Origin of the sequence: Amycolatopsis sp. NPDC051716 (assembly GCF_040681595.1) — a bacterium.
Taxonomy (GTDB): Bacteria; Actinomycetota; Actinomycetes; order Mycobacteriales; family Pseudonocardiaceae; genus Amycolatopsis.
The window spans coordinates 1-18,439 of record NZ_JBFAZA010000002.1; the positions used below are offsets into that span (position 1 = coordinate 1).

20 protein-coding genes are annotated in these 18,439 nt (G+C 71.8%); 13 read left to right on the plus strand and 7 right to left on the minus strand.

What is annotated here, in order from left to right; translation table 11 throughout:
• Positions 1-140: 140 nt before the first annotated feature.
• Positions 141-1,094 carry a hypothetical protein gene (locus AB0M30_RS02110; RefSeq protein ID WP_364578769.1) on the minus strand — a complete coding sequence of 318 codons (954 nt, stop codon included), beginning with the start codon at positions 1,092-1,094 and terminating at the stop codon, positions 141-143.
• A gap of 69 nt (positions 1,095-1,163) precedes the next feature.
• Here AB0M30_RS02110 and AB0M30_RS02115 point away from each other — a divergent pair, with 69 nt between their 5' ends.
• The 4 genes from AB0M30_RS02115 (at position 1,164) to pyrE (ending at position 5,806) form a co-directional block, all read left to right on the plus strand.
• Complete coding sequence (locus tag AB0M30_RS02115; RefSeq protein ID WP_364578772.1) at positions 1,164-1,931, plus strand: SDR family oxidoreductase; 768 nt, start codon at positions 1,164-1,166, stop codon at positions 1,929-1,931.
• 75 nt (positions 1,932-2,006) lie between these two features.
• Entirely contained in the window at positions 2,007-2,768 is a 762-nt protein-coding gene (locus tag AB0M30_RS02120) for an ABC transporter ATP-binding protein (protein WP_199191260.1), read from the plus strand.
• Entirely contained in the window at positions 2,768-5,215 is a 2,448-nt protein-coding gene (locus AB0M30_RS02125) for an ABC transporter permease (RefSeq protein WP_364578775.1), read from the plus strand. Before AB0M30_RS02120 ends, AB0M30_RS02125 begins: the two co-directional genes overlap by 1 nt.
• 27 nt (positions 5,216-5,242) lie before the next feature.
• The gene (pyrE, locus tag AB0M30_RS02130) at positions 5,243-5,806 is read left to right on the plus strand and encodes an orotate phosphoribosyltransferase (RefSeq protein WP_013230857.1); all 564 of its coding nucleotides are present in this window, start codon (positions 5,243-5,245) and stop codon (positions 5,804-5,806) included.
• Positions 5,807-5,848: 42 nt separating this feature from the next.
• Here the strand turns inward: pyrE and AB0M30_RS02135 are convergent, their stop codons facing one another.
• Positions 5,849-6,034 carry a CsbD family protein gene (locus AB0M30_RS02135; protein ID WP_364578778.1) on the minus strand — a complete coding sequence of 62 codons (186 nt, stop codon included), beginning with the start codon at positions 6,032-6,034 and terminating at the stop codon, positions 5,849-5,851.
• Positions 6,035-6,194: 160 nt separating this feature from the next.
• Between AB0M30_RS02135 and AB0M30_RS02140 the strand changes: the two genes are divergently transcribed.
• The 5 genes from AB0M30_RS02140 (at position 6,195) to AB0M30_RS02160 (ending at position 8,715) form a co-directional block, all read left to right on the plus strand.
• Positions 6,195-6,746 carry a sigma-70 family RNA polymerase sigma factor gene (locus AB0M30_RS02140; protein ID WP_364578781.1) on the plus strand — a complete coding sequence of 184 codons (552 nt, stop codon included), beginning with the start codon at positions 6,195-6,197 and terminating at the stop codon, positions 6,744-6,746.
• A complete protein-coding gene (locus AB0M30_RS02145) occupies positions 6,737-7,336 on the plus strand; it encodes an Asp23/Gls24 family envelope stress response protein (protein WP_364578784.1) in 600 nt (199 codons plus the stop codon). Before AB0M30_RS02140 ends, AB0M30_RS02145 begins: the two co-directional genes overlap by 10 nt.
• Positions 7,333-7,704: an Asp23/Gls24 family envelope stress response protein gene (locus AB0M30_RS02150; RefSeq protein ID WP_364578787.1), complete on the plus strand. Its 372-nt coding sequence runs from the start codon at positions 7,333-7,335 to the stop codon at positions 7,702-7,704. The genes AB0M30_RS02145 and AB0M30_RS02150 overlap by 4 nt, the downstream gene beginning before the upstream one ends.
• Positions 7,701-8,009 (plus strand): hypothetical protein, encoded by a 309-nt coding sequence (locus tag AB0M30_RS02155; protein ID WP_364578789.1) that lies wholly within the window; start codon positions 7,701-7,703, stop codon positions 8,007-8,009. Before AB0M30_RS02150 ends, AB0M30_RS02155 begins: the two co-directional genes overlap by 4 nt.
• 310 nt (positions 8,010-8,319) lie before the next feature.
• Entirely contained in the window at positions 8,320-8,715 is a 396-nt protein-coding gene (locus tag AB0M30_RS02160) for a DUF2784 domain-containing protein (RefSeq protein ID WP_364578791.1), read from the plus strand.
• A gap of 11 nt (positions 8,716-8,726) precedes the next feature.
• Here the strand turns inward: AB0M30_RS02160 and AB0M30_RS02165 are convergent, their stop codons facing one another.
• Positions 8,727-9,713 carry a cellulase family glycosylhydrolase gene (locus tag AB0M30_RS02165; protein ID WP_364578794.1) on the minus strand — a complete coding sequence of 329 codons (987 nt, stop codon included), beginning with the start codon at positions 9,711-9,713 and terminating at the stop codon, positions 8,727-8,729.
• 98 nt (positions 9,714-9,811) lie between these two features.
• Positions 9,812-11,956 carry a molybdopterin-dependent oxidoreductase gene (locus AB0M30_RS02170; RefSeq protein WP_364578796.1) on the minus strand — a complete coding sequence of 715 codons (2,145 nt, stop codon included), beginning with the start codon at positions 11,954-11,956 and terminating at the stop codon, positions 9,812-9,814.
• A 51-nt stretch (positions 11,957-12,007) separates the two neighbouring features.
• On the opposite strand from AB0M30_RS02170, the gene AB0M30_RS02175 reads away from it, so the two are divergent.
• A complete protein-coding gene (locus AB0M30_RS02175; RefSeq protein WP_364578798.1) occupies positions 12,008-13,036 on the plus strand; it encodes a glycoside hydrolase family 76 protein in 1,029 nt (342 codons plus the stop codon).
• Here AB0M30_RS02175 and AB0M30_RS02180 read toward each other — a convergent pair.
• The 3 genes from AB0M30_RS02180 to AB0M30_RS02190 form a co-directional block, all read right to left on the minus strand.
• Complete coding sequence (locus AB0M30_RS02180; protein WP_364578799.1) at positions 13,001-13,525, minus strand: GNAT family N-acetyltransferase; 525 nt, start codon at positions 13,523-13,525, stop codon at positions 13,001-13,003. The genes AB0M30_RS02175 and AB0M30_RS02180 overlap by 36 nt on opposite strands.
• 9 nt (positions 13,526-13,534) lie before the next feature.
• The gene (locus AB0M30_RS02185; protein WP_364578802.1) at positions 13,535-14,401 is read right to left on the minus strand and encodes a substrate-binding domain-containing protein; all 867 of its coding nucleotides are present in this window, start codon (positions 14,399-14,401) and stop codon (positions 13,535-13,537) included.
• Between the two features lie 69 nt (positions 14,402-14,470).
• Positions 14,471-15,508, minus strand: coding sequence for a LacI family DNA-binding transcriptional regulator (locus AB0M30_RS02190; RefSeq protein WP_364578804.1), 1,038 nt, complete (start codon positions 15,506-15,508; stop codon positions 14,471-14,473).
• 106 nt (positions 15,509-15,614) lie between these two features.
• Here AB0M30_RS02190 and AB0M30_RS02195 point away from each other — a divergent pair, with 106 nt between their 5' ends.
• From AB0M30_RS02195 to AB0M30_RS02205, 3 genes are read left to right on the plus strand one after another with little or no spacing between them, the layout of a single operon-like run.
• Entirely contained in the window at positions 15,615-16,631 is a 1,017-nt protein-coding gene (locus AB0M30_RS02195; protein ID WP_364578807.1) for a substrate-binding domain-containing protein, read from the plus strand.
• Entirely contained in the window at positions 16,628-17,629 is a 1,002-nt protein-coding gene (locus AB0M30_RS02200) for an ABC transporter permease (protein ID WP_364578809.1), read from the plus strand. Before AB0M30_RS02195 ends, AB0M30_RS02200 begins: the two co-directional genes overlap by 4 nt.
• The gene (locus AB0M30_RS02205; protein WP_364578812.1) at positions 17,626-18,435 is read left to right on the plus strand and encodes an ATP-binding cassette domain-containing protein; all 810 of its coding nucleotides are present in this window, start codon (positions 17,626-17,628) and stop codon (positions 18,433-18,435) included. Before AB0M30_RS02200 ends, AB0M30_RS02205 begins: the two co-directional genes overlap by 4 nt.
• The last annotated feature ends 4 nt before the right edge of the window (positions 18,436-18,439 follow it).

Consider the following 18,439-nt stretch of genomic DNA (forward strand, 5'->3'; position numbering starts at 1 on the left):
CGGGCGGTTCCGCGCCCCCATGTGGGCGTTGGGGTGCGTTGAACGCACCGAAGGCCGCCTTGGGTGCGTTCAACGCAACCAAGGCCACATTGGGGCGCTCGGGGACCGGGTCGCTGTCACTGAACTTCGGACGCGCGACACTAGAAGCCCAGCACCGGCCGGTCGAGCGCGCTGAGCGACGCCGACCGGTCGAGCGTGCCGCGCACCGACGTCGTGGTGCCTTCGGCGTGGATCACATGGTCCACGCCGAGGTCGCCGCGGATCGAGCCGGCCGGGCCCGCCTCGTCGAACGACTGGCTCGTCTTCGCCAGGCCCCATGCCGGGCCCAGCTGGCCGCCCGCCTCGTGCTTCTGGCCCACGTCCAGGACGCCCGCGATCTGGCCGGTCGCGTACTGCTCGGACGTGGCGCCCACCCCGCCCAGCCCGCCCAGGTCGACCGCCTGGCCCGACGACCTCCTGGCCGACAGCGCGCCGTGGAGGTTGCCGGCGAAGGTGCCGCGCCAGCCCGTGTCGAGTTGCTCCGCGTTCTGGCTGAGGACGTCGATGCCCTCCGGGAGCCAGATGCCGTGGCTGGTGCCCTCGCCGATGCCGAGGCGGCGCTCGGCCGAACCCGCCAGGCCGGGGGCGATGGTCAGGTCCCGCGAGGCGCCCTGACCGAGCCGCTGGCTGTTCGCCGTGGTCGCCGAGATCCGGCCCAGCCGCAGCGCGTGCTGGCTGGTGCGGACCAGCGATTCGCTCTCGCGCTCCGAAGAGTCCGTGGTGTTCTGCCAGCCCTCGCGACGGACGGCCGCCGATTCCGAGAGGTTGTTGATCAGCAGGGCGCCCGCCACCTCCTTGGCGACGAAGTCGTGACGGGTCGCCGTCACGGCCTCGCGGGCGGACGACGTCTCGTTCTCGGTCGCGGTCGAGATTTCGCGGTCGAGCGTGCCGTCGTGGCGGTGGTCGACCGGGAGGGAGATCCGGTCGAGCGGCAGCGTGATGTCGGTCTGGGTGGCGAGTGCCGTGGCCGGGGCCGCGAAAAGCAGCGCGACGGGCGCCGCGCCCGCGGCGACCTTGGGCAGATAGCCGCTTTTGCGCCTGCTGTGCTTACCCATGCGGCGGACGATACTTCCCCGCTCAATCGAACGCACGTCCACCCGTGACCAGCGAGTATGTTCACCCACATGACCACCACCGCTCTCATAACCGGCGCCACGGCGGGCATCGGCGCGCAGTTCGCGCGCACGCTCGCCGCCGAGAAATACGACTTGGTGCTCGTCGCCCGTGACGCCGCGCGGCTGGCGTCCTACGCCGCTGAGCTGCGGGAAAAGCACGGCGTCGCGGTGGAGGTGCTGCCCGCCGATCTGTCCGAAGTGGAGGGTCGGACGGCGGTTGAGGAGCGGCTCGCCGGTGCTCCCATCGACCTCCTGGTCAACAACGCCGGCTTCGGGCTGAACGGCGACTTCTGGACCATCCCGCCGGACGCGCTGCAGCGCCAGCTCGACGTCAACGTCACCGCCGTCCTGCGGCTCACCCGGGCCGTGCTGCCCGGCATGATCGAGCGCGGTCACGGCGAAATCATCCAGGTCAGCAGCGTGGCGGGCTTCTTCAGCGGCCGCGGCTCGACGTACACGGCCAGCAAGAACTGGGTCACGTCCTTCACCGAAGGCATCGCGGCGTCGCTGCCGAAGGGCGTCCGGATGATGGCCCTGTGCCCCGGCTTCACGGCCACCGAGTTCCACGAACGGGCCGGCATCGGCAAATCCGGCCCGAAAATCGCCTGGCTGGGTGTCGAACAGGTGGTCGGCGAGGCGCTCGCGGACCTGCGCCGCGGCAAGGTGATCTCCGTGCCGAGCCTGCAGTACAAGGCCGTCGTCGCGATCGGCGGCCTGCTGCCGCGCGCGGTGCTGCGCCGGATCAGCGGCGGCTTCGGCGGCAAGGGCCGCACCTGAGTAGGGCTGTCCCCACCTTCGAGACGCGCGTCTGCACCAGGGTGGTCCGGCGGCGGGCTCAATAGCGTTTTGCCCATGACAACTGGGTGGCACGAGGCAGCCGACGCGGTCCGGCTGGAGGCTGTGCGCAAGGAGTACGGCGACGGCGTGGTCGCGCTGGACGGGGTCTCGATCGCGTTCCCGCGCGGCGGGTTCACCGCGGTGATGGGCCCGTCCGGCTCGGGCAAGAGCACCTTCCTGCACTGCGCGGCCGGCCTCGACCGGCCCACGTCCGGCCGGGTCGTGCTCGACGGCCAGGACCTCGACGGCAAGAACGAGACCTACCTGACGAAGCTGCGGCGCGACCGCGTCGGCTTCGTCTTCCAGGCGTTCAACCTGCTCCCGGCGCTGACGGTCGAGCAGAACGTCGTGCTGCCGCTGCAGCTGGCCGGCAAGCGCCCGGACAAGCGGCTGGTGGAACGGATCCTCGCGCACGTCGGGCTCGACGGGCGCCGCAAGCACCTGCCCGGCCAGCTGTCCGGCGGGCAAGCGCAGCGCGTCGCGATCGCGCGGGCCCTGGTCACCGACCCGGCCGTGCTGTTCGCCGACGAGCCGACCGGCGCGCTCGACACCCGGACGGCGTCCGAAGTGCTCGGCCTGCTGCGCGACTCGGTCCGGTCTTCGGGCCAGACGGTGATCATGGTGACGCACGACCCGGTCGCCGCGTCCTACGCCGACGACGTCGTGTTCCTGGCCGACGGCCGGATCGCCGGCCGGCTGGCCCGGCCGACCGCCGAAGCCGTCGCCGAGCGGATGACCCACCTCGGGGCCTGGGACCGGCTGGCGGTGCGCGCCTGATGTTCAAGCTGGCCCTGCGAACCCTCCGCCTGCGCAAAGGCGGCTTCCTGGCGACGTTCGTCGCCGTGTTCTTCGGCGCGCTGGTCGTCTCGGCGTGCGGTGGCCTGATGGAGACCGGCATCCGGTCCGAGACGCCGGTGCAGCGGCTGGCCGCGGCGCCGATCGTCGTCGGCGGGCAGCAGACGCTCAAGCTGCCGAAGGAGGACCCGGCGGCCCTCGAGCCCGAGGACAAGCACAAGTTCGAGAACGCGACCCTGCCCGAGCGCGTCCGGCTCGACGCCGGCCTGGCCGGCCGCCTGCGCGCGGTTCCCGGCGTCACGGACGTCGTCGGCGAGATCAGCTTCCCGGCGCAGATCGGCGCCGCGAGCGCCCTCGGCCACGCGTGGGACTCCGCCGTGCTGACGCCGTACGCGCTCAGCGGCCAGGCGCCGAAGCCGGGCGAAGTCGTCGTCGACGCCGGGCTCGGGCTCGCCGTCGGGGACACGCTGCCGATCGCCGCGCACGGCACCGCCGGCCGGTACCGGATCTCCGGGATCGCCCACGCGCCGCAGGCCATGCAGGACGCGGCGGTCTTCTTCGCCGCTCCGGACGCCGAACGGCTCTCCGGGCACCCGGGCCGCTTCGACACCATCGGCGTCTTCGGGGGTGACGTCGCCGCCGTGACTGCGGCCGTCGGGGACGCCGGCGTGGTGGCGACCGGTGTCGACCGCGGCGCCTTCGAGTTCCCCGAGACGGGCCGGAGCGGCGAGAACCTGATCGTGCTGGCCGCCGTCTCGGGCGGGCTCTCGGCGCTGGTCATGGTGTTCGTCGTGGCGGGCACGCTGACCCTGTCGACGCAGCAGCGCCAGCGCGAACTCGCGCTGCTGCGCGCGGTCGGCACGACCCCGCGCCAGCTGCGGCGGATGGTGCTCGGCGAGGCGCTCGTCGTCGGGGTGCTCGCGGTCGGCGTCGCGGTGGTGCTCGGCCCGGTGCTCGGGGAGTGGCTGTTCGGTCAGCTCGCCGGCCACCACGTCGTCCCGGACGTGCTGCGGTACGAGCAGGGCTGGGTCCCGGCGGTGGTCGCCGCAGGTGCGTCGCTGCTGGCGGTCGTGGGTGCTTCCTTCGTGGCGGGACGGCGTGCGTCGCGGATCCGCCCGACCGAGGCGCTCGCCGAAGCCGCCGTCGAGCGGCGCTGGCTGACGCCGATCCGGCTGATCGTCGCGATCCTGTGCTTCGCGGGCGGGACGGCGCTCGGCATCGTCACGGTCGCGGTGATGACCGGCCCGGTCGCGGCCAGCACGGCCGGCCCGGCGGTGATGCTGTGGGCGTTCGGGCTCGCGGCGATCAGCCCCGGCGTGACGAAGCTGATGGCCACGCTGCTGCGCTGGCCGGTGGAGGCGCTCACCGGCGTCAACGGCCGGGTCGCGCTGCGCAACACCCGCGTCGGCGCGGTGCGGGCGGCCGGTGCGGTCACCCCGATCATGCTCGCGGTCGGCATCGCGACCGCCAACATCTACCTGCAGACGACCCAGGAAGCCGTCTCCAACCAGGCCTACACCGAGGACCTGCGCGCGGACGCCGTCGTCGCCGCGCCGGGCGGGCTCGACCCCGCGGTGCTGGGCCGGGTGCGTGCGGTGCCGGGCGTCGCCGGGGCCTCGGAGTACGTCACCAGCACGGTGTTCGTCGAGAAGCCGTTCGACTCGGACCAGCACGACGACGGCCGGCCCGCGCTGGGTGTGAGCGAGCTGACCGGGAACGCCGTCGAGGTGCCTTCGACGTTCGGCCACCACGTCGGCGACACACTGTCGCTGCGGCTCGGCGACGGCACGCCGGTGGACGTGCGGGTCACCGCCGTCACCGACCAGCGCCCCGGGTTCGAACGGCTCGTGCTGCCCGCGGAACTGCTGGCCCCGCACACGACGCTCGGGCTCGCCCCGCAGCTGCTGGTCCGCGCCGCTCCCGGCGTCGACCCGGCGACCCTGACTACGCGCCTGCGCGAAGCGACCGCCGGGCTGCCGGTGGCCGTGGGCGATCGCGGCGCGCTGATCGCGGCGCACGCCAAGGGCAACGAGGTCGGCGCCTGGGTCAACTACCTGCTCGTCGGGATGATCCTCGCGTACACGGTGATCTCCGTGGTGAACACGCTGGTGACGGCGACCGCGCGGCGGCGTCGCGAGTTCGGGGTGCAGCGGCTGAGCGGCTTCACCCGCGGCCAGGTGCTGCGCATGGCCGGTGTCGAAGGCGGCCTGATCGCGACCATCGCGGTGCTGCTCGGCACTCTCGTCGCGGCGGGCGCGATCGTGCCGTTCTGCCTGGTGGTGTCCGGGTCGCTGCTGCCGTCGGGCCCGGTGACGATCTACCTGGCGGTGCTCGCGATCGCGGTGGTGCTCTCGCTCGTGGCGATCCTGGTCCCGGCCTGGGCGGCGACGCGCGGGCGTGCGGTCGACGCCACATCCATCGGTGAGTGAACCCGGCCGTGTGTAAGACTCACGGCCGTGGCGAACCCCGGGTTGGATCAAGCGGCGAAACTCGAACTGGCCAGGCTGGTCACCGATCTTTCCGTGGTGCACGGAAAAGTGACCCTGGCGTCCGGCAAGGAAGCCGACTACTACATCGACCTCCGGCGGGCGACGCTGCACCACGCGGCCGCGCCGCTGATCGGCAAGCTCCTGCGCCAGCTCACGGCGGACTGGGACTACGTGGCGGCCGGCGGCCTGACGCTCGGCGCCGACCCGGTCGCGCTGGCGATGCTGCACTCGGCGGCGTCCGACGGGGTCGTGCTGGACGCGTTCGTCGTCCGCAAGGCGGTCAAGGAACACGGCATGCAGCGCCGGATCGAGGGCATGGAGGTCCGCGGCCAGCGCGTGCTGGCGGTGGAGGACACGTCCACGACGGGCGGCAGCGTGCTGACGGCGGTCGAGGCCCTGCGCGAAGCGGGCGCGAACGTCGTCGGCGTCGTGACGGTCGTCGACCGCGACACCGGTGCGCGCGAGGCCATCGAGAAGGAAGGCCTGGAGTACCGGTACGTCCTCGGCAAGGACGACCTGGGCCTGGACTGACGCGTCCGGACCGGGGACCCGCGGGCCCCCGGTCCGCGCGCCTCACTTCTTGAACAGGTCCTTCGCGGCGTCCTTGACGTTTTCGACGGCGTCCTTCAGCCCGGCTTTCGCCTGGTCGGCCTGCCCCTCGGCGCGCAGCTGCTCGTCGCCGGTGGCCTGGCCGGCCGTCTCCTTGGCCCGGCCGCCCAGCTCCTCGGCCTTGTTGCTGATCTTGTCACCCAGCGACATGGGGTCACCTCCGGTTCCCGCGGCACCCCGGCGGGGTACCTGGTGCCGGAAAGACCGCCGCGACGCGTGATCGTCACGGATTCGCCCCGGTGCCCACCGTCACCCAGAATCGGTGCGTGACGTTTTCCGCCCGCCGGTGTCCTCCCCACGAGGAGGTGCCGTGACGACGACTACGCCGCTCGACGACGTGACGCTCGTCGGCCGGGCGCGGGACGGTGACGTCCGGGCCTACGAGCAGCTCGTGCTCCGCTACCAGGGCCCGATGTTCCGGCTCGCCGTCAAGATGCTCGCCCACCGCGGCGACGCCGAGGACGTCGTGCAGGAGGTGTTCCTCAACGCCTGGCGCAAGCTCGGCCAGCTCAGCGAGGATGCCGCGTTCGTCGGCTGGCTCTACCGGGCCACCACGAACCGCTGTCTCAACGCCATCCGCGCGCGCAGGCCCCAGGCCGACGTCGACCTCGACACCGCCGAGTCGCCGCGGGCCGACCTCCAGCCGGAGCGGGCCGCCCAGGTGAGCGGCCAGCTCGCCGCGTTGACCGTGGCGCTGGACCAGCTGACGCCCGAGCAGCGGGCGTGCTGGCTGCTGCGCGAAGTGCACGGCCGGTCCTACGAAGAGATCGGCGAAATCGTCGGCGTGAACGCGACCGCGGTCCGCGGCCGGATCGCGCGCGCCCGGGCCCAGCTGGCGGAGGTGATGCGGCCATGGCGATGACGGACTACGAGCTGCCCTGCGCGCGCGATGTCGAGCAGGTGTGGGAGCGGCTCGACGCGGTCGGCGCCGGGCTGGCCGACGAGCACGAGCTGACCTGCCCGCACTGCCGGGCGGCGCGCGAGAGCCTGCTGGCCTTGCGCGACGCCACTTCCGAGCTGACGGCCACCGAGGACGCGCCCTCGCCGGACCTGTTCGGGCGGATCATGTCGGCGGTGCGCGCCGAGGTGCGGCGCGGCTCGATGGTGCGCCTGCCGACCCCCGAACCCGGGTTCGTCGAGGTCAGCGAGCAGGCGGTGGCGTCGGTGCTGCGGTACGCGGCGGACACCGTCGACGGCGTCCGGGCGCGCCGGTGCCGCCTGCGGCCCGGCCCCGGCGGGGTCGAGGTGGAACTCACCCTCGCGGTGAGCCTGCGGAACGCCACCGGTGGCGCGGCGCTGGCGAAGGTCCGGGAGCGGGTGACCGCGGCGGCCGCGGCCCGCGTGGGCCTGACGCTGGCGAAGCTCGACCTGCTCGTGGACGACCTTCTTGAAGAAGACGCTGTTGAAGAAGACGCTGCCGAGGAAGACGCGGCCGGGGAGCCAGGGGAATGAGCGCCGGCAGCGCCGATTACGTCATCGCCGATCCGGTGATCGCCGGCGTGGCGGCGCGGGCGGCGATCACCACGCCGGGGGTGGTGCGCCTCGAACCGGGCCTGCGCGGCCTGGTGACGGCGTGGACGCGCGCGGCCCGGCAGCGTTGGCAGGGCCTTGAACCGGCGCCCACGGACGGCGTCCGGGTCCGCACCACCGACGGCCGGGTGAGCGTCCAGATCGACCTCGTCACGGCGGCGGCCGACCAGGCGGCGGCGGTGGGCCGGGCGGTCCAGCGCGCGGTGACGCGGTCCGTGGCCGAGCAGACCGGCCTGGTCGTCGCCGAGGTGACAGTGTCCATTATGGACATCGAGCCGGCGGCCCGGTGACCGCCGACGAAGCCGTCGAGCGGATCGTCGGCGCGCTCGCGGAGGTAGCCGGCTTGCGCCCGGCGAGCCCCTCGCTGCCGATGGCCCGGGCGGACACGGCGGTGGACCTGAGCCCGGAGGTGGTCCGGATCCGGCTGATCGCGACCCGGCTGCCGATCCCGCCGCTGCTGGACCGGGCGGTGCGAGCCGTGCGCCCGGTGCTGGCGGGCACGCAGTGGGAGAACGCGCGGCTGCGCCTGGTGGTCACCGACCTCGACGGCGCGGCGTTCACGAGACCCGCGGTGCCGGGTGATCGCCTTCGGTGAAATCCGGCTGCCGCGGCCACGGTCCGGGCGTACCGTCGGGCCATGGAGGAGCCGCCGGAACCACAGCGCCCCGCCGATCCGAACCGGAAGAAACCGGACGGCGCGCCGGACCAGTACCCGCACGAGGAGCCGACGCAGTACCCGGCGAAGCGGCCGCCGGAATTTCCACCGGGCGTAACCCCTCCGTCACCGCGCAGGTGAACGGGCTGCTCCGCTGGGTTAAACATCACCCGGCTGGGCACTCTCCAGGGCGGACGCTCGTGATCGGCGGAGTAAAGTCGCTGGTAGGGGGATCGGTGGAGGGGGTGCGATGGCGAAGTTCCTGGCTGACGTGACCGTCGCGGTGCACATTCTGGCGCTGCTGCTCATCGGTTTCGGCGGATTCGTGGCGTGGCGCTGGCCGAAGCTGATCTTCGTCCACGTGCTCGGGCTGGCCTGGGGCATCCTGGTCAACGTGGCACCGGTGCCGTGCCCGTTCACCGCGCTGGAGAACTACTTCCGGCACCAGCAGGGCCTCGGCGACCTGCCCGGCGGGTTCAACGCGTACTACCTGTACGGCACGGTGTTCCCGCAGTCGTGGCTGCCGGCGATCGGCATCGGCGCGATCGCGGTGGTCGCCTACTCCTACGTGGGCGTCTACCACCGCTGGCGCCACCGCCACGACGACGCCGAGGAAACCCACGTGCGTCCCGTCCACCTCGGCTAGGTCCGTGGCGCCTACAGGCCCCACCCCCAGCGCAGCTGCGTCACACCCGTCGCGTTGTTGGTCTCCAGGCCGCTGCCGCTCTGCCGCGTGATCGAGTACGTGTCCCCGGACCGCAGGCCGGGCCAGTAGACGACGCCCATCTGCCGGGACCGCGCCAGGTCCGTGGTGGCGGCGAAGTACGCGGTGAAGTTGTTGCCGTCCTGGTGGCCGGCGGAGTAGTTCAGGCCCGTCGTCATCGGGGCACCGGCCTCGTCGATGATCGTGCGGGACGAGTACGACCCGAGCCGGTTGCTGAGGTTCGTGGTCCACGCCGAACGGGTCGTGTCCGAAGCCCAGAAGCCGTAGAAGTGCAGCGAAAGCAGCGTGCCGTCCAACGCGCTCGCCGCGCCGACGCCGGTCACGTTGTCGTTGTAGCCGGTGCCGCTGATCAGCACCCGGCCGCGCGGGATGTTCGCGTGCCGGGACAGCCACGTCGAGCAGAGCGAAACCCAGGCGCTCAGGCTGTAGCCGAACGGCTCGTTCATCGGCTCGAAGTACACGTTGCCGTTGCCGCCGTAGTCGGCGGTGACCTTGTCCCACATGGTGTTCCACGCGCTCGTGTCGTCGACGAAGCCGTCTTTGTTCGCTTCCCAGTAGCCGAAGACGACCTTCATGCCGTGGGACAGCGCCGAATCCGCGGCGCCCTTGTACCGCCCCCACCAGTCCGAATTGACGCTTTGCGGGTTGATCGGCAGCCGCACGGTGTTCGCGCCCAGCTTCTGCTGGAAGCCGGTGATGATGCCGTCCGCCTTGGCCCGGACGCTGTCGTAGCTGTCCCCGGCGGTGAGGCCGGTCGGGATCACCCAGCCGTCCACGTAGTTGTCGCGGGCGTCCGCCCAGTTGACGCCACGGAACGCGTTGGTGGCGGCCGTGGCGCTCGGCGGGACGGCGAGCAGGGGGACAGCGAGTGCCGCGGCCATCGCGGCGCGTAGCCAGATGCGAGTACCAAAGCGCTTCATACGAACTCCGATGTCCGAGGGGCGCGCGGGGCTTAAGATCGATGTTTACGTCAACATCCGAGCTGAGGATGCGACAGCGCCCACACCGGTGTCAAGCGTCAGGCGGGGGCGACTTCGACCGGAATCCCGTTCAACACCGACGTTCCGGACGGAACGTCCAAGAGCGTCTCGTCGGCGACCAGGTTGGAATTGACGCCGGGGTTCGCACGCGCCACCTGCATGCGCGAGCCGTCCACGTCGTGGCCCCAGCCGTGCGGGATGCTGACGACGCCGGGCCGGATCTCGTCCGTCACCTCGACCGGGACCTGCAGTTTTCCGGCGCGGGACGTCACCGAGGCGAGGCCGCCGTCGGTGAGGCCCAGGCGCGTCGCGTCGGCGGGGTGGACCTGGATGGTGCACCGGTTGCCGCCGCGGACCAGCGGGGCCAGGTTGTGCATCCACGAGTTGTTCGAGCTCAGGTGCCGCCGCCCGATCAGCACGAGACCGGTTTCCGCGGTTCTCGCGAGTTCTTCCCGCAGCCGCGGAACGTCGGCGACGACCGGCTCGGGCGCGAGTTCGATCCGGCCCGACGCGGTGCACAGGATCTCGGGGATCCGCGGCTGCAGCGGCCCGAAGTCCCTCCCGTGCGGCGCGGCTTCGAGGTCGGCCAGCGTGACGTCGTAGGGGCCGGCGCGCAGCAGCAGGTCCACCAGCCGCGCGGGCCCGGTCCGCTCCCCGGCGACGGCGACGTCGAGCCCGTTGCGGCGCGCGGTTTCCCCGGCGACGAAGTCGTCGAGCGCCGCGACGTCGGCCTCCGGGCCCTGACCGGCGACGATGCCGGTGAGCCGCAGCATCGTCTCCCACTCCTGCGGGACCGCGGACGGCAGCGTCGCCGGCGTCCAGTTGGCGATGTTGCGGATGGACAGCTGGTAGAAGGCCAGGTCGAAGTGCGGGCGTTCGAGGGGTGACGGGCCGGGCAGGATGACGTCGGCGTGGCGGGACGTCTCGTTGAGGTAGACGTCGACGGAGATCATGAAGTCGAGGCCGTCCAGCGCCGCGGCCAGCCGCCCGGCGTTCGGCGTGCTGAGGCAGGGGTTGCCGCTGACCGTGATCAGCGCGCGGACCTGGCCCTCACCCGGGGTCTCGATCTCGTCGGCGAGCGTCGCGACCGGCAGTTCGCCGACGACCTCCGGAAGCCCGCGCACGCGGCTGCGCCAGCGCCCGACGGCGAACGGCCGCCGGTTCCCGGTGGGCTGGCACGCGGCCAGCGGGAACATCGCGCCGCCCGGGGCGTCGAGGTGGCCGGTGAGCACGTTGAGGACGTCGACCAGCCAGCTCGCGAGGGTGCCGAACGCCTGGGTCGTGGTGCCGATCCGGCCGTAGACCACGGCGTTCTCGGCCTCCGCCAGCTCTCGCGCGAGCCGTCGGATCTCGGCCGCGTCGATGCCGGTGCGCGGGGCGACCGCCTCCGGCGTGAACGGCTGGGCCAGTTCCCGGACGTCGTCGAGGCCGTTGAGGTGTTCCGCCAGCCGGCCCGGTGCGACGAGGTCTTCCGCGAACAGGACGTTGACCAGCGCGAACAGCAGCAGCGCGTCGGTGCCGGGCCGGATGGCGTGGTGCTCGTCGGCGAATTGGGCGGTGCGCGTGCGGCGCGGGTCGACGACGACGATCTTGCCGCCGCGGTCGCGGATCCCGCGCAGCCGCCCGCGGATGTCCGGCGCGGTCATCAGGCTGCCGTTGGAGACGAGCGGGTTGGCGCCGAGGATGAGCAGGTGCCGCGTCCGGTCGAGGTCGGGCACCGGGATGGCGAGCGGGTCGCCGAACATCGTGCCGGACGAGTAGTGCTTCGGCAGCTGGTCGACCGAGGTGGCACTGTAGAAGTTCTTGGTGCCCAAGGCTTTGTAGAGCACGCGGCCGTAGAGCGTCAGCGCGATGTTGTGCACGCCGGGGTTGCCCGCGTACACCGCGACGGCGTCCCGGCCGTGCTCCTCGATGATCGGCGGGAGCCGGCGGGCGATCTCGTCGTAGGCCTCCTGCCAGCTGACCTCGACGAACTCGCCGTCGCGCTTGAGCAGCGGGGTGGTCAGCCGGTCGGGGTCGTGGTGCAGCGCGCCGAGCGACGCACCCTTGGGGCAGATGTATCCCTTCGAGAAGACATCCTGTTCGTCCCCTTGGACCCGCGTGACCCGCTGGTTCGCGTCGAGCGTCACCTCCAGGCCGCAGGTGGCTTCGCACAGCGGGCAGGTGAGGTGGGCCGTCGTCATGACCACCGAACATACCGAGCGGTATGTCGATCGGCAAGGCACGATTGCGTCATGGACGTCTCGGCCGCGGAACACGCGGTGACTTCGCGGCACCTGCGCCGGGTGTGGGCGCTGCCCGGCACGGTCCTGGGCCGCAGCCGCTGGCCGGCTTCCGCCGATCAGCGGCTGCACTGGCACTGGAACTACTGGTGGCAGGCGCACCTGCTGGACACCCTGGTCGACGCCCAGTCGCGCGCGCCTTCTCCCGCGCGGCTCACCTTGATCCGCGCGTTCGTGCGGTCGGTGCGGCTGCGCAACTTCGGCCGCTGGACCAACGACTACTACGACGACATCGCGTGGCTCGGCCTTGCGCTGCAACGGGTTTCCTCGCTGGGCATCGACGTCGGCCCGGCGGTGGCGGCGATCGACGCGCAGCTCCTGTCCGGCTGGACGCCGGCGGCGGGCGGCGGCATCTGGTGGCGCCGCGGCGACGACTTCAAGAACGCCCCGGCCAACGGCCCGGCGGCGATCTTCCACGCCCGGACGGGGAATCTTTCGCGGGCCCGCGAGATGACGTCCTGGCTGACGTCCACTTTGGTCGATCCGGCCACCGGTCTGGTCTGGGACGGGATCCGGGCGGACACGGGCGAGCTGGTCAAGCACATTTACACGTACTGCCAAGGGGTTTACCTCGGCGCGTGCCTGGAGTTGTCCGAAATGGACAATGCGGCCCGGACGGTGCGGGCGGTGGCGGAGCACCTCGCGCCCGGCGGCGTGCTCCGCGGCCAGGGCGGCGGCGACGGCGGGTTGTTCGCGGCGATCCTGGCCCGCTACCTGGCCTTGGCGGCTCGTGCCCTGCCGGGCCCGGAAGCTTCGGTGGCCCGCTCGCTGGTGCTGACGTCGGCGGAGGCCTGCTGGTCGGGGGCCGCGGCCACGCCGGAGGGTCCGCTGTTCAGCGCGTACTGGGACCGCCCGGCACCGTGGCCGTTGCCGGAGGACGCCCCGGAGCGGGACATGTCGGTCCAGGTGGGCGGCTGGATGCTCCTGGAAGCGGCGGCGACGCTGTCACCAGAGGTCGCCGGCCCGCCAATCGGCGGTTAGCCCGCCGTCGAGGTCGAGGGGCACCGCGCCGGGGAGCACGTACACCCCGCCGTCGTCCTCTTCGGTGCGGCGGACCCCGTCGGGCGTCAGGGCGAAGGTCGGTCCGCGCCACCGCTGCCAGCCCCGGCCCGCGTACAGCGCCACGGCTTCCGCGGAGGCGCTCAGCGCGCCGAGGTCGTACGCGGGCAGCAGCCGTTCCACCGCCGACATCAACGCGCTCGCACACCCGTGCCGCCGGTGGTCCGAGCGGACGGCCACGCCCTCGACGTACCCGGCGCGGAGTACGCGCTCGCCGTGCAGGAGCCGTCGCTGGACGAGCGCGGCGTGCGCGATCAGTTCGGTGCCGGCGAAGGCGAGGGCGTGCGTGCCACCGAGAGCGTTCTCCCAGTCGGTGTCGGAGAAGTCGCCCTCGAAGGCGGCATCGAGCAGCGCGCGGGCGGCGGTGCTGGTAGCCGCGGGCAGATCGGCGGTGTGCGCGAGGCGGATCACGCCACCAGTTCAGCAGCCGCAGGAAGCGCCGTGGAGGAATCTCGGGGTCAGCCAGACCGATTCCGGCGGCCGGTCGGGGTCGGCCATGCGGGACATCAGCAGCTGGACCGCCCGGTGGCCCAGGTCCGCGACCGGCTGGACCAGCGTCGTCACCGCCGGGCTCACACTGCGGGCCCAGTCCATGTCGCCGTACCCCACCACCGCCAGCTCCGAGCCGATGCGGATGCCGCGGCGGTGGGCCTCGTACTGGACGCCCACCAGCATCGACTCGTCCGCCACCACCAGGGCCGTCGGGGACGGCCAGCCGTCGAGGAGCTTGGCCGTGGCCCGCGTTGCGCCGCCCGGGTTCGAGAACCCGCTCTCCACCAGCTCGCGGTTGAAGCGCAAGCCCGCCTGCTCCAGCCCGAGGCGGTAGCCGCGGACGCGCTCGCGGCTGACCTCGAGGCTCTCCTCGCCCGAGATCAAGCCGATCTTGCGGTGCCGCCGCTCGGTCAGGTGCCGGACCAGGGACGCCACCGCGTGCACGTTCTCCGTGCCCACCTGGTCGACGTCGTTGCGGGCGGCTACCCGATCCAGCAGGACGGTCGGCACGCCCATCCGCACCAGGCCGTTGATCACCGCTTCGTCGCCGGCCGAGGGAACCAGCAGCACGCCGTCCACGAGGTCCGCGCGCAGCGCGCGGACCACCGCCGCTTCTTCGCCCGCGGTGTCCTCGGTGTCCGCCAGCACGACGTCGCAACCCGCCTGCGCCGCGGCCGCCCTGACAGCGCGCAGCAGCTCGGCGGAGTACGGGTGCGCGTGCACCCCCATCGCGACGCCGATCCGGTAGGTGACCGGGGGGTCCCACAACCGGAGGTCCGGCGAAAGTGCGGTCATAAGCCCTCGCAGACGCTCAGCGGAAAGGTATCGGCTGAACGGCCGCGCGGGGATATCAGGAACCCAGATTCACTGAAGTGAGTGAACCGGTGGGCAGCCGCACGACTCGCGGTGACGCAATGTGGGTGCCAGCCGGACCGTTTCGGCCTTGCGCGCCGGGTCGTTGATGCGGGCCAGCAGCAGCCGCACCGCCTGCCGGCCGATCTCCTCGATCGGCTGCGCCATCGTCGTCAGCGGCGGGTCGACCAGGTCCGCCCACTCGACCTCGTCGTAGACCACCACCGGCAGGTCGCGCCCGATCCGCAGCCCGCGCCGCCGGGCCTCGTGCAGCACCCCGACCATCATGCTGTCGTTCCCGACGACCAGCGCCGTCGGCGGCTCGGGCAGCGCCAGCAGCGTGCTCAACGCCAGCGCGCCGCCCTCGCGCGAGGAGTTTCCGCAGGCCACGAGGTTGGACGACCAGGTGAGCCCGGACCGGCCGAGGCCCAGCCGGTAACCCAGCACCCGCTCCTCGCTCGTCGACAGCCCGGGCACGCCGCTGATCATCCCGATCCGCCGGTGCCCGAGCGTCGCCAGGTGCGCGGTCAGCGCCGACGTCGCCTGGATGTTCTCCGAGCCGACCTGGTCGACGTCGGTGCGGGTGGCCAGCCGGTCGATGAGCACGGTCGGCACGTCCAGGGACACCAGCTCGCCGATCACCGGCCCGTCGCCGGGTGCCGGGGTGATGAGCAGGCCGTCGACGCGCCGGGAGCGCAGCGCCCGCACGGTGTCACGTTCCGTGTCCGCCGCGTCGTGGGTGTCGGCCAGCAGGACGGTGTACCCGTGCGCCGACGCTTCCCGCTCGATCGCCTGCATCAGCGTCGCGAAGTAGGGGTTGGCCACCAGGGAGATCGCCATCCCGATCGACCGCGTGCCGCCCGTGACCAGCGAACGCGCGATGGCGTCACCGGTGTAGCCGGTCGTCTCGATCGCCCGCAGCACCGCCGCCTTGGTGTCCTCGGCGACCGCGCGCGTCCCGTTCACGACGTGCGAGACGGTCGTGATCGACACGCCCGCGAGCTCGGCGATGTCCCGCTGGGTCGGCCGCGAAGACTTCGACTGGGGCATACCCATCCTTTCCGGCAAGCGTTTGCGCAAACGCTTGCGCGCAGGGAGCAGTCTGTCTACCTTCCCGACCATCGGCAAGCCTCGACACGAACAAAGGCTGGGAATCATGAGACACCGAAGTCTCACCGCGCTCACGTTGGCCGCCGTCCTCGCCGCGACGACCGGGTGCACGGTCGAGCGCCACTGGGGTGGCAACACCAACACGGGCGGGAGCGGCAAGGCGAAGGTCGGCCTGGTCACCAAGACCGACACCAACCCCTACTTCGTGGAACTCCGCAACTCCGCCAGAGCGGCCGCGCAGGCCAACGGCGCCGACTTCAGCGCGCTCGCCGGCCAGTTCGACGGCGACAACGACGGCCAGGTCCGCGCCATCGAGAACCTCCGCCAGCAGGGCGCGAACACCATCCTGATCACGCCCAGCTCGTCCACCGGCGTGCTCAAGGCGATCAAGGACGCCCGCGACGCCGGTGTCCTGGTGATCGCTCTCGACACCGCCACCGAACCGCCGGACGCCGTCGACGCCACCTTCGCCACCGACAACTTCGCGGCCGGCGAGCAGCAGGGCGCCTACGTCAAGGCCTCGCTCAAGGGCGTCCCGGCCAAGCTGCTGATGGTCGACGGGACCGCGGGCAGCTCGGTCGACACCCAGCGCCACGGCGGTTTCCTCAAGGGCATCGGGCTGACCGACGGCTCGCCGGAGATCAAGGGCCACACCGCGGCCAACGGCGACCAGAGCCTGGCTCAGCAGGGCATGGAGAACCTGCTGCAGCGCAGCACCGACATCAACGCCGTCTACTCGATGAACGAGCCGATGGGCCGCGGCGCGTACGCGGCGTTGAAGGGGCGCGGGCTCACCGGGCAGATCGTGATGGGCTCGATCGACGGCGGCTGCGAAGGCGTCCAGAACGTCAAGGACGGCCAGTTCGCCGCCACTGTCATGCAGTTCCCGAAGAAGATGGCCGAGCAGGGCGTGCTCGCCGCCGTCGAGTACGCCAGGACCGGGAAGAAGCCGTCCGGGTTCGTGAACACCGGGTCCGCCGTGATCACCGACAAGCCCCTGCCCGGCATCGAGAGTCACGACTCGGCCTGGGGCCTGCAGAACTGCTGGGGAGGCCAGAAGTGACCACCGCCCCAGTGTCCACAAGGGACACCAAGGACCGTGAATCGCTCGGCGACTTCCTCCTCCGCGCCCCCGCGGTCGGCCCGGCGCTCGCGCTGATCGTCGCCATCGTGGTGTTCTCGCTGGCCACGGACACGTTCTTCGACCTCGACAACCTGTCCACGGTGGTCCAGCAGTCGCTGGTCGTCGGGACGCTCGCGCTGGGCCAGACGCTCGTCATCCTCATCGCGGGCATCGACCTGTCCAACGCGGCCTCGATGGTCGTCGCGACGCTGATCATGGCGAAGCTCGCCGCGGCCGGCACGAACGGCTTCGTCGCGCTGCTCGCCGGGGTGGTGCTGACGATCATCGTCGGCATCTTCATCGGCGGCCTCGCGACGCGGATCAAGCTGCCGGCGTTCATCATCACGCTCGGCACGTTCACCATGCTGACCGCGGTGTCGAAGCTGATCGCCGGCGGCCAGGCGGTGCCGGTGACCGACGGGGTGCTGCAGTGGCTCGGTACCAAGCGCTACCTCTTCGGCGGCATCCCGATCACCTACGGCATGACGCTGGCGCTGCTGATGTACCTCGGCGTCTGGTACGCGCTCACGAAAACGGCGTGGGGCAAGCACGTCTACGCGGTCGGCAACGCGCCGGAGTCCGCGCGGCTGTCCGGCATCAAGGTCAACCGCACGGTGCTTTCGGTGTACATCGTGGCCGGGCTGACCTTCGGCATCGCGGCCTGGCAGGCGCTCGGCCGGACGCCGAACGCCGACCCGAACCAGTTCCAGCTCGGCAACCTCGACTCGATCACCGCCGTCGTCCTCGGCGGGACGAGCCTGTTCGGCGGCCGCGGCTCGGTGCTCGGCACGCTGATGGGCGCGCTGGTCGTGGCGGTGCTGCGGTCGGGGCTGACGCAGATGAACGTCGACGGCAACTACCAGGACCTCGCCACCGGCGCCCTGCTCATCGCCGCCGTCGTGGTGGACCGCATCGCGAGGAGGCAGCAGCAGTCATGACCGAACCCATCCTGCAAGCCCGTGGGCTGGTCAAACGCTACGGCCGGGTGACCGCCATCGACGGCGCCGACTTCGACCTCCTGCCCGGCGAGGTGCTCGCCGTGGTCGGCGACAACGGCGCCGGGAAGTCGTCGCTCATCAAAGCCCTGTCCGGCGCGGTGATCCCCGACGAGGGCGAGATCAAAGTGGACGGCAAGACCGTCCACTTCAAGTCCCCTTTGGACGCTCGCCACTACGGGATCGAGACGGTGTACCAGGACCTGGCCGTCGCGCCCGCGCTCGACATCGCGTCGAACATGTTCCTGGGCCGGGAAAAGCGGCTCAAGGGGCCGCTCGGGCTGTTCCGCAAGCTCGACACCGCGACCATGCGGTCGGAGGCGCAGCGGATCCTCGACGAGCTGGGCATCAACATCAAGTCGATCAGCCAGCCCGTCGAGACGCTCTCCGGTGGCCAGCGCCAGGGCGTCGCCGTGGCCCGCGCGGCCGCGTTCGGCACCAAGGCCGTGATCATGGACGAGCCCACCGCCGCCCTCGGCGTCGCCGAGTCCGGCAAGGTGCTCGACCTGATCGGCCGGATCCGCGACCGCGGCCTGCCGGTCGTGCTGATCAGCCACAACATGCCGCACGTGTTCGACATCGCCGACCGCATCCACGTGCACCGCCTCGGCAAGCGCGTCGCGGTCGTCTCGCCGAAGACGCACTCGATGAACCAGGTCGTCGGCCTGCTCACGGGTGCCTTGCGGCTCAACGAGAACGGCGAAGTGGAAGAGGCCGCCGCGGCGACGCACGTGGCCGGGCTCAGCTGAATGG

Bases quoted from the DNA above. Each gene is read 5' to 3' on its own strand.
- AB0M30_RS02110 (WP_364578769.1), bottom strand. From the start codon at position 1,094: ATGGGTAAGCACAGCAGGCGCAAAAGCGGCTATCTGCCCAAGGTCGCC.
- AB0M30_RS02115 (WP_364578772.1), top strand. From the start codon at position 1,164: ATGACCACCACCGCTCTCATAACCGGCGCCACGGCGGGCATCGGCGCG.
- AB0M30_RS02120 (WP_199191260.1), top strand. From the start codon at position 2,007: ATGACAACTGGGTGGCACGAGGCAGCCGACGCGGTCCGGCTGGAGGCT.
- AB0M30_RS02125 (WP_364578775.1), top strand. From the start codon at position 2,768: ATGTTCAAGCTGGCCCTGCGAACCCTCCGCCTGCGCAAAGGCGGCTTC.
- AB0M30_RS02135 (WP_364578778.1), bottom strand. From the start codon at position 6,034: ATGTCGCTGGGTGACAAGATCAGCAACAAGGCCGAGGAGCTGGGCGGC.
- AB0M30_RS02145 (WP_364578784.1), top strand. From the start codon at position 6,737: ATGGCGATGACGGACTACGAGCTGCCCTGCGCGCGCGATGTCGAGCAG.
- AB0M30_RS02150 (WP_364578787.1), top strand. From the start codon at position 7,333: ATGAGCGCCGGCAGCGCCGATTACGTCATCGCCGATCCGGTGATCGCC.
- AB0M30_RS02160 (WP_364578791.1), top strand. From the start codon at position 8,320: ATGGCGAAGTTCCTGGCTGACGTGACCGTCGCGGTGCACATTCTGGCG.
- AB0M30_RS02165 (WP_364578794.1), bottom strand. From the start codon at position 9,713: ATGAAGCGCTTTGGTACTCGCATCTGGCTACGCGCCGCGATGGCCGCG.
- AB0M30_RS02170 (WP_364578796.1), bottom strand. From the start codon at position 11,956: ATGACGACGGCCCACCTCACCTGCCCGCTGTGCGAAGCCACCTGCGGC.
- AB0M30_RS02175 (WP_364578798.1), top strand. From the start codon at position 12,008: ATGGACGTCTCGGCCGCGGAACACGCGGTGACTTCGCGGCACCTGCGC.
- AB0M30_RS02185 (WP_364578802.1), bottom strand. From the start codon at position 14,401: ATGACCGCACTTTCGCCGGACCTCCGGTTGTGGGACCCCCCGGTCACC.
- AB0M30_RS02190 (WP_364578804.1), bottom strand. From the start codon at position 15,508: ATGCCCCAGTCGAAGTCTTCGCGGCCGACCCAGCGGGACATCGCCGAG.
- AB0M30_RS02195 (WP_364578807.1), top strand. From the start codon at position 15,615: ATGAGACACCGAAGTCTCACCGCGCTCACGTTGGCCGCCGTCCTCGCC.
- AB0M30_RS02205 (WP_364578812.1), top strand. From the start codon at position 17,626: ATGACCGAACCCATCCTGCAAGCCCGTGGGCTGGTCAAACGCTACGGC.